Raw genomic sequence first — 9,078 nt, forward strand, 5'->3', positions numbered from 1 at the left:
AAAGCCGGACCGCTGCCGGTCCGGCTTCCTTTCTGAACCGTGGGCCGGGCCTCAGCTTCCGGGCCCGTCTTCAAGGCCCACCCGGTCGACCATCTCGGAGGCCGCCTTGCGGTACTTGGCGATCTCCGCCAGCGGCAGCGTGTCCGGCTTGATCTCGCCGAAGGACTTCACCGTCTCGGAGACCTCTGCGCCGGGCAGCACCGGATACTCATAGTTGCGCTCGGCATAGAGCGCCTGCGCCTCCGGGCCGGACAGGAACTCCATCAGCTTGATGGCGTTCTCCCTGTTGGGCGCGTGCTTGGCGAGCGCCATGCCGGAGATGTTCACATGGGTGCCGCGATCCTCGGAGTTGGGGAAGAGCACCTTGATGGCAGCGGCCCAGTCCTTCTGCTCCGGCTCCTTCTCGTTGTTCATCATGAGGCCGACATAGTAGGTGTTGCCGATGCCGAGATCGCACTCGCCGGCATAGATGGCCTGCGCCTGGGCGCGGTCGTTGCCGCCGGGCTTGCGGGCCAGATTGGCTTTGAGCCCCTTCATCCACTCCTCGGCCTTTTCCTCGCCGTGATGGGCGATCATCGAGGCGAAGAGCGCGATGTTGTACATGTGCTGGCCGCTGCGCATGCAGATCTTGCCCTTCCACTTGGGATCGGCCAGTTCCTCATAGGTGATCGTGTCCTGCTCGACACGGTCCTTGGAGGCATAGACGACGCGCCCGCGGGTGGTCAGGCCGATCCAGTGGCCTTCCGGGTCGCGGTATTGCGCGGGGATGTTCTCGTTGATGACGGCATTGTCGACCGGCTGGGTGACGCCCTTCTCCTTGGCGTTGACCAGGCGACCGATGTCGACGGTCAGAATGACGTCGGCCGGCGAATTCTCGCCTTCCGCGGCAATGCGGTCCTCCAGCCCCTTGTCGAGGAACAGAACCTCCGTCTCGATGCCCGTCTTCTCGGTAAAGGCTTCCAGAAGCGGCTCGATGAGGAAGGGTTGCCGGTAAGTATAGACATTCACCGTTCCTTCGGCTTGCGCCTGAAACGGCAGCAATGACGCGCCGGCGGCGATGGAGAGGGCGGCAAGGCCGGCTCTCAGCTTCGAGGAAGTCTCAAACATCGTCGTTCTCCTGACCGCTGGGGGGCAAGGCCCCAGGCAAGGTTGCTCATAAGCGAAGGGTCCACTTCGCGGCCTCCTAATGAGGGAAAGTGGCGCGCGGGTCAAGAGAACGCCAATAAAATCAGTACTTTAGAATTATTCTAAACTACTGGAGTCAACTTATCCCGGCGTGCCCGCGCCCTCAGTCGGCCAGAACGCGCGTCGGCGGAAACGTCACCTCCACCAGCGTGCCTTCGCCAGGGGTGGAGCTGATGGAGAATTGCGCACGATTGGCCTCCACCATCGCCCGGGTGAGCGGCAGGCCGAGCCCGGTGCCGTCGCCGCGCCGGCGGCGCAGCGCGTTGATTTGCTTGAAGGGTTTCAGCGCCTCGTCCAGCTCGGCAGCGCTCATGCCCACCCCCGTGTCGCGCACGCGCATGACCACCGAGCCGTCCGGCGCGTAAGCCGTGGAAACGATCACCTGGCCGCCGGCCGGCGTGTAGCGCACCGCGTTGGACAACAGGTTGAGGGCGATCTGGCGCACGCTTCGCAGATCGGCCACCACGTCGGGCAGGCGCGAGGCGAAGCTGGAGCGGATGATGACGCGCTCGCTGTTGGCCTGCGGCTGCATCATGGCCACCGTCTGCCCCAGCGTCTCGTTGAGGGAGACCGCCTCGTAGCGCATTTCCTGCTGGCCAGCCTCGATCTTGGAGATGTCGAGCAGGTCGTTCACCAGGTCGAGCACGTGATTGCCCGAGCGGTTGATGTCGCGCAGATAGTCGCGATAGCGCTCGTTGCCGATGGGGCCGAACTTCTCGTCGATCATCAGCTCCGAAAAGCCGATGATGGCGTTGAGCGGCGTGCGGATCTCGTGGCTCACGCGCGCCAGGAACTCGCTCTTCTGAGAGGAGGCGCGCTCGGCCTGCGCGCGTGCCTGGGTCAGTTCTTCCTCGGCGCGCTTCCAGTGGGTGATGTCGCGCAGCACCGCGCAGTAGCCGTTCCTGTTGGGCAGGCGGCCGATGGTGATGAACAGCGGGATGAAGCGGCCCTGCGCTTCGCGCCCGATCACCTGGCGCCCGTCGTTCAGCACGCTGGCCACGCCATTGTCGGCCAGAGAGGCCAGATAGTCGGCAACCGTGCGCTGGCTCTCGATCGCGAAAAGCGAGGTAAAGGGCTTGCCCGTCACGTGCTCCGCGTCGAAGCCGAAAAGCGCCTCTGCCGGCCGGCTTATGGAGCGGATGGTGCCGTCATTGGCAATGATCACGATGCCGTCCGTAGCCGTGTCGATGATGGCGCGCATCTCGGCAAGGCGCGTTTCGAGCTCCCCGGTCTCGGCGGGAGCAGGGGCGGGGGGCGTGGCATCCTCGCGGCGGCCTTCCGCCTCTTGCGCTGCCTTTTCCGCCGCGACCGGGCGAAGCGCCATCATCAGCGCCTTCCTGCCCTCCCAGGGTACGGATTTCAGGTGTGCCTCCACCGCCGTCTGCACGCCGTCGGCGGTGAGGAGGCGCAGGGTACGGCCGGGCTCGTCCTGCGTGGCGTCCTGCTGCGGCTCGTCGAACAGCGCGCCAAGACCGCCGGCCTGTTCCAGCGCTTCGAGGTTGTCATAGCCGGTCAGGTCGAAGAAGGCCCGATTGGCATAGTGAAGCCGGTCGCCCGAGTGGATGAGAACGGGAAGCGGGAGAGGGGAAAGAAGGCCCGCCGCAGACACCCCTTCCTGCGGCGCGGGGGGCGGGGGCAGGAAGAAGGCGGAGGGCAGGATGCCGCCCGCCGCCCGCGTGCCGCCTGCCGGTTCCCCGGCCGCCTCGTCCAGATCGGGCCGAGCCGGTGGCGCGCTGTCTTCCTCCGGCTGCGGGGTGGCCTCTTGCGCCTCCGCCGCACGGCTAGTCTCTGCTGCGCGTGCCGCTGCCTCGTTGGCCAGGCGCAGCCGCTCGCCGATTTCGCGAAACGCATTCCGTTCTGCCGGCGAAAGCCCGCCGTTCTCCCGCGCGTTCTCCCTGTGCTCGGCGAGGCGGATCACCTTGTCCGTCTCGCGCCGCTGCGGCGTCTCGGTGACATGGATTGCTGGCGCCTCTCCCTTGAAAGGGTGCGCATCGGCGGCGCTCGGCTGCGGCTCTTCGCGCGCTGCGGCCTCCTCGTCCGCGTCCTCCTCCGTGCCATGCGGCGCGGAAACGAGTGCCAGGCCGATCCGCTCGGGGTCCGGCTCCTCCTCTCCCAGCCGGACGATGCCGAAACCGCGAAACCCCTCGAAGCCGCGCTCGCGCCCATAGGCGGGCAGGGCGGCAAGGTCCACAGGCACCTTCAGCGCCGTCCCGGCCACCGGCCACCATACCGTGCGGCCGGACCACGTGTCGCGCCTTTCCAGAAGGCGGACAATGGCCCCGTCCTGGTCGAGACGGAAGGCTGCCGCCACTTCCGCAAAGCTGCGGCCGATGACATCCGCCGCAACTTCGCCGACGGCGGCGGCGAACTCCTCGGAAATGGCGGAGAAGCGGCCCTGCGCATCCGTGCGCCAGGCGAAGCGCACCGTGCGCTCGCCCGTCACCTCCCGCCCCGGCGTGCCGCGGGCCGCGCCATGCGTGCCCTTCCCCTCGGGCTCCTGCTCTGCTTCCGGCGTCATCGGCAGCGGGGCGGCGTGCGCGTCGCCGGCGGTCGCGCCATCGCCTTCCTCGTCGACGACCACCAGCAGATGCAGCGCCGGCTCATCGGCAAGGCGGGCGATCCCGGCAGGGAAACGACGTGCGCCATGGATCGGTTTCTTGACCAGCCGGTCCTCCTGCGCGCGCACCGCATCCACGAGGCTGCGCAGCGTTTCCGGGGCGATGCCCAGAACCTCGAAGCCTTCGGAGGCGGCCATGACACCGCCCTGCGCGTCGATAAGCGCCGCAAAGTGGCCGGGCTCGTCGAAGCCGGAGACGATGCGCGCTGCGCGCGCCGCCTCCGCCTCTCCGTCGCCATCGTGCATGGGCAGGGCAAGCACAAGCGCCTTTTCGCCGCCTGGCAGTGTCAGCCCGCTTGCCTGCAACGTGACGAGGCGGCTTCTGATCCCCCCGGCCAGCCTGAGGGAGAGAGGCCTGTCGCGCCCGATCTCGGGAAAGCCCGGCAAGGCCGCAATCTGCCGCACGGCGACGGGTGACAGGCGCGGCGCGCTGCCGATCGCCTCCTCGATGTCGGCATGGCCGAGCCATGCCGCCCCCGCCCCGTTGGCCCACAGGATCTCGTCGAGAGAGACCGACAGAACGGCCAGCGCATCGCCGGCGGCGAAGCGTTCGCGCACCGCGTCGAGAACCGCTATGTCGAGGAACGAATACGCCGAGGCCATCCGGACAGAACCATCCTTCTGGTGAACCGTGAGATTAACCGCCCGTTAGTAATAAGGGCATGGCGGGCGCCCGTCCACAAACCCCTCCAATCTCGGCGGCTTCAATTTGCCCATTGGTTAATCCGCAAGGCGACCGGATTGCTGCGCTGCAAAATAAATATTGCAATGCACAAAAAACTTGCTATATTCCGTTCAGCTTCAGTTTGAAGACCGCCGCAGAGAACGCACGAGACAGAAGGACTGACCCCATGAGCAAGACCAGCAACAAGCCGGAAGGCACCGAATTTTCCGCTTTCGACGCTTCCCAGGCGACCGAGCAGCTTCGCTCCTTTGCCGAGAAGAGCGCCGAGCAGACCCGCGAGACCTATGAGAAGATGAAGACCGGCGCCGAAGATGCGCGCAAGGCGTTCGAGGCTTCCTTCGAGAAGGCCAAGTCGGTCGGCGACGAGTGGGTTCTGAAGTCCATCGCCGCCATGCGCACCGGCGCCGAGGCGAATTTCGCCCAGTTCGAGGCGCTGGTGGGTGCCTCTTCCTTCTCCGAGGTGATCGAGCTGCAGAGCTCCTTCCTGCGCAAGCAGATGGAGTTTGCCGCCGACCAGGCCAAGGAGTTCCAGGCGCTGTCCCAGAAGGCGGCCACCGAGGTGACGAAGCCGGTCAAGGACGCCTTCGAGAAGGTGCTGAAGCAGGCCGCTGCCTGAGGCGAACGGTCGCGCTTAAAGAATCCGGCGGGCGGGCCTATATGCGGCCCGTTCGCAAGAACGAGGGCCGGTCGTTTCCTCCTCCTCCTCCCTCCGGCCCTGATATGAAAAGACCGGGTTCCTCCCCCGGTCTTTTCTTTTTCTCATGATCCCCGCACCGGCGAAAAGAATGCCGCGCATTCATTGCGGGCCTCTTGAAAAAGCGCCTGTTTGCCCGTAATGACGCAGCATTCGCTGGCATGCGGTTGTAGCTCAGTTGGTTAGAGCGCAGGATTGTGGCTCCTGAGGTCGGTGGTTCGAATCCACCCAACCGTACCATTCTCACGCGGTCCGTTTCTCGCGGTCTGCGACCCGGCCTTCCCTTTACTAGAACAGCGACCCCTGCCTTGTGCCGCCTTTCGCCGTCTTGCGTGGGCGCGGGGCGCCCGGTGGCGTGCCGGTGGCAACGGCAGCGGCCTCGCCGTCGGCAAACTGCAGGTGCAGTTCCTGGCCGGCGCGCAGCGCATGTGCGCTCTTGACCGGGCGCTTCTCCGCGTCGCGCACCAGTGCGAAGCCACGCTCCAGAACCTTCCTGTAGGAAAGCGATTCGGCCAGCCGGGCGGCCTGCTCGTAGGCGGCCCTTGCACGTTCCAGCCGCCGGTGGGCGGCCCGGTCGGCGCGCGCGGCGGCGGTGGCAAGCCGCTCCTTCAGGCGCTCGATCCGCTCCAGGCTGCTGCGCGGGGTGATGCGGGCGGCATCGCGGTCGAAGCGGGTGCGCCGATTGCGCACCAGCCCTCGATAGACGGCCGGCAGGCGCGCCTCGGCCTGGGCGGTGCGCCGCCGTGCCTCGGCCAGCCGCCGGTCGAGCGCGGCGATCGACAGGCGCGCGCCCTCCAGCCGCAGGCGCTTGCCGCGGGTCGCCGTTTCGAGCGCCCGTGCCAGCCGGCCCGCCGCCTCGTCGAAGCGGCGTCGCGGCAGCGCGAAGAGCTGGTCCGGCGAGGGCAGCGCGCGCGCCACGGCCCTGAGCCCCTGGCGCCGCCGCTCCACATCGCGCGAGATGGCGGCCTTGAGCCGCGCGGCCAGGCGGGCAAGATCGGCCTCCAGCTCCGCCTTCACCGGCACCGCCATTTCCGCAGCTCCCGTGGGGGTGGGGGCGCGCCGGTCGGCGGCAAGGTCGATCAGCGTCCAGTCCGTCTCGTGGCCCACCGCGGAGATGACGGGAATCTGCGAGGCGGCCACCGCGCGCACCACCGCCTCGTCGTTGAAGCCCCAAAGATCCTCCAGGCTGCCGCCGCCGCGCGCGACGATGAGAAGGTCCGGCCGGGGGATGGGGCCGTCCCGTTCCAGCGCGTTGAAGCCCGCCACCGCAGCCGAGACCTCGTCCCCCGTCGTCTCGCCCTGCACGCGCACCGGCCAGACGAGCACATGCACGGGAAAACGGTCGGTGATGCGGTGGATGATGTCGCGGATGACCGCGCCCGTGGGGGAGGTGACGACGCCGATGACGCGCGGCATGAAGGGCAGGGGCCGCTTGCGCTCCTGGGCAAACAGTCCCTCCGCCGCCAGTTTGCGCTTGCGCTCCTCCAGCAGCGCCATCAGCGCGCCGGCGCCTGCGGGCTCGATGGCGTCGATGATGATCTGATATTTGGAAGAGCCCGGATAGGTGGAAAGCTTGCCCGTCGCCACCACCTCCAGCCCCTCCTGCGGCTGGAAACGCAGCTTGGAGAAGGTGCCGCGCCAGATCACCGCCTCGAGGCGCGCCCTTTCGTCCTTGAGGGCGAAATAGCAATGGCCGGAAGCATGCGGCCCGCGATAGCCCGACACCTCCCCGCGCACGCGTACATGGCCGAAGGCATCCTCGACGGTTCGCTTGAGCGCCTGCGAAATCTCGCTGACCGAGAACTCGGCGACATTGCCGAGCGAATCGGTTTTCCCATCCTCATTCATGGGACGGATTGAGCCGGTCCGCGCCGGCGCGGTCAAGCCGCGGTTTCGCCGGCATTGTCCCCGCCTGCCTCACCACCCCGGCAGCACCTGGCTCGGCCGCAGCCGCTTGCCGCGCCTTATGCGGTGCGGCAGGGTGGCAAAATCGAAACCCTGGTGCTCCTCCACGGCCAGCGGCACGGAGATGTTGTCGAGGCTTTCGGCAATGTGGCGGGTCAGCGCCTCGGCAATCTCGGACTGGCTCTGGCTGGTGCGCCCGCGCAGGATGCCGATGCGGCAATCGGGTAGCAGCGGGAAGCCGTCGCTCTCTCCCAGCACGCGCATGCCTGGCCGCAACGCGCATTCCGGCAGCACCGAGATGGCGGCGCCCGAGAGCACCGCTGCCGCGATGGCCGTTGCCGAGAAGCTGGTGAACAGGATCCGGTATTCGCGCCCCATCGCCTCAAGCGCCGCACAGGCCGCCCGCCGCCAGGAGCAGCTGGGCCGGCCGAAGGCCATGGGCAGCACCTCGCGCTCATGGGCGGAGTGATTGGCCGAGCCCACCCACAGGATCGGCTCCCGCCGCACCACCTCCGAGCTTTCTTCATCGGTCAGCAGCGCGATGTCGAGATGGCCGTTGCGCACGTGGTGGACGAGGTTGGACGTCGGCTCGCACAGGACGGAAAGCTCCACCCGCGGATTGGAGCGCGAGAAGCGGGCCACGATCTCCGGCAGGAACCGCTCGGCATAGTCGTCCGGCATGCCGATGCGGATGTGGCCTTCCAGACTTCTGTCGTCGAAGGCAGCCAGCGTCTCGCGGTTGAGCCGCAGCATCTGCCGGGCATAGACGAGCAGCCGCTCCCCTTCCTCGGTCAGCCGGTTGATGCGTCCCTCCTTCTCGAACAGCGGCTTGCCGATGCGCTCTTCAAGCCGCCGCATCTGCATGGATACGGCGGACTGGGTGCGGTGCACTTCCTCCGCCGCGCGGGTGAAGCTGCCCGTGTCGGCAATCGCCACGAAGGTGGTGAGTTGATCGAGATCGAGAGGCGCGGCCATGGGACGGTCTTCTTTTATCAGCAAGTTTGATCGAAAAGATTAAAAACATTCGTTCGACTAATCAATGCACCCATGCGACAAAGTGACCGTTCCACACGACGCGCTGACGGCGCCGCCGCGGCAGGTTTTGCCGCGCGAGCGTTTGCCGTCTGCCGAAATCGGCCGTGTCGCGTGATGGAGATTTCTACCGGGTGCCAGGGAGCTTCCCATGCGTGTGCAAGAGACCGTTCTGCCGATTGCCGACACCGCCAGGCTGGGATTTGCCACGCGTCTCGTGCGCATGGGCGTGCAGGCATGGCGTTTGTGGGCCAACCGTCGCGCCATGCGGCAGCTGCGCGAGATGAGCGACTGGGAACTGCGCGACATCGGGCTGGAGCCGGAGGACATCGCCAGGGCCTACCAGGTACCGATCTATGACGATCCGACCCGTCGCCTGCAGCAGATCGCCCGCGAGCGGGCCCGCCGCGAGATGCTGCATCGCCGTCGCTCCTAGCGCTGCAACCTTCTCCCATGCAGGCATTCACTCCCATCGCGCCGGTATCCCCCCGGCATGCCTGCACATTGCCCGGTTCCTTGTGAACCGGGCTTTTTTTGTGGCGCCTCCCGCGGGCGGCAAACGGCCGGAGGGAGGCGCCAGGCAATCGCGGTGCGGCGGCGTCAGTTGCCGTCGGGCAGCGCGTTCTCTTCCACGGCCTTCGTGGCCGCCTCTCCCCCACCGGCTGCGTCCGGGGCCTGGTCCGGCGTGTTGCCGATGGCGCGGTTGACCTTGTCCTTCAGCGCGTCGAGTTGGTTGCCGACCTTTTCCTTGGCCGCCTCCACCGCCGAATCGACGGCCTCCACACCGCCGCCAGTGGTTTCCTCGACCGCCTCCTTGGCCGCATCGATTCGCTGTCCGGCCTCCTGCTTCACCGCTTCGACCGTCGAGCCGATGGCATCCGCGGCGCCGTTGGTGGTCTCTTCGACCGCATCCTCGGCGGCGTCGATATGCTCTTCGGCCTTCTGTTCTGCGGCCTCGAC

Annotated in this window: 7 protein-coding genes and 1 tRNA gene; 3 read left to right on the forward strand and 5 right to left on the reverse strand. The window is 67.2% G+C overall.

Translation table 11 applies throughout. The features are described 5' to 3' along the window. Positions 1-51: 51 nt before the first annotated feature. A complete protein-coding gene (locus tag NYR58_RS10245) occupies positions 52-1,107 on the reverse strand; it encodes a Fe(3+) ABC transporter substrate-binding protein (RefSeq protein WP_261520519.1) in 1,056 nt (351 codons plus the stop codon). 181 nt (positions 1,108-1,288) lie between these two features. Then, positions 1,289-4,405, reverse strand: coding sequence for a PAS domain S-box protein (locus NYR58_RS10250; protein ID WP_261520520.1), 3,117 nt, complete (start codon positions 4,403-4,405; stop codon positions 1,289-1,291). A 248-nt stretch (positions 4,406-4,653) separates the two neighbouring features. On the opposite strand from NYR58_RS10250, the gene NYR58_RS10255 reads away from it, so the two are divergent. Continuing rightward, on the forward strand, positions 4,654-5,103 hold the full coding sequence (locus NYR58_RS10255; protein ID WP_261520521.1) for a phasin: 450 nt from the start codon (positions 4,654-4,656) through the stop codon (positions 5,101-5,103). 241 nt (positions 5,104-5,344) lie between these two features. Continuing rightward, positions 5,345-5,421 (forward strand) — tRNA-His (locus tag NYR58_RS10260). A gap of 48 nt (positions 5,422-5,469) precedes the next feature. Here the strand turns inward: NYR58_RS10260 and xseA are convergent. After that, a complete protein-coding gene (xseA, locus tag NYR58_RS10265; RefSeq protein WP_261520522.1) occupies positions 5,470-7,029 on the reverse strand; it encodes an exodeoxyribonuclease VII large subunit in 1,560 nt (519 codons plus the stop codon). A gap of 69 nt (positions 7,030-7,098) precedes the next feature. Further along, complete coding sequence (locus tag NYR58_RS10270; RefSeq protein WP_261520523.1) at positions 7,099-8,061, reverse strand: LysR substrate-binding domain-containing protein; 963 nt, start codon at positions 8,059-8,061, stop codon at positions 7,099-7,101. A 208-nt stretch (positions 8,062-8,269) separates the two neighbouring features. Between NYR58_RS10270 and NYR58_RS10275 the strand changes: the two genes are divergently transcribed. Then, complete coding sequence (locus tag NYR58_RS10275; RefSeq protein WP_261520525.1) at positions 8,270-8,554, forward strand: DUF1127 domain-containing protein; 285 nt, start codon at positions 8,270-8,272, stop codon at positions 8,552-8,554. Positions 8,555-8,718: 164 nt separating this feature from the next. On the opposite strand, the gene NYR58_RS10280 is transcribed toward NYR58_RS10275, so the two are convergent. Next, positions 8,719-9,078: hypothetical protein (locus NYR58_RS10280; protein ID WP_261520526.1), on the reverse strand; the 360-nt coding region annotated here is incomplete at its 5' end.

The organism is Chelativorans intermedius, assembly GCF_025398255.1.
Taxonomy (GTDB): Bacteria; Pseudomonadota; Alphaproteobacteria; order Rhizobiales; family Rhizobiaceae; genus Chelativorans; species Chelativorans intermedius.

Coding starts and splice junctions, on each gene's coding strand:
- NYR58_RS10245 (WP_261520519.1), bottom strand. CDS start 1,107: ATGTTTGAGACTTCCTCGAAGCTGAGAGCCGGCCTTGCCGCCCTCTCC.
- NYR58_RS10250 (WP_261520520.1), bottom strand. CDS start 4,405: ATGGCCTCGGCGTATTCGTTCCTCGACATAGCGGTTCTCGACGCGGTG.
- NYR58_RS10255 (WP_261520521.1), top strand. CDS start 4,654: ATGAGCAAGACCAGCAACAAGCCGGAAGGCACCGAATTTTCCGCTTTC.
- xseA (WP_261520522.1), bottom strand. CDS start 7,029: ATGAATGAGGATGGGAAAACCGATTCGCTCGGCAATGTCGCCGAGTTC.
- NYR58_RS10270 (WP_261520523.1), bottom strand. CDS start 8,061: ATGGCCGCGCCTCTCGATCTCGATCAACTCACCACCTTCGTGGCGATT.
- NYR58_RS10275 (WP_261520525.1), top strand. CDS start 8,270: ATGCGTGTGCAAGAGACCGTTCTGCCGATTGCCGACACCGCCAGGCTG.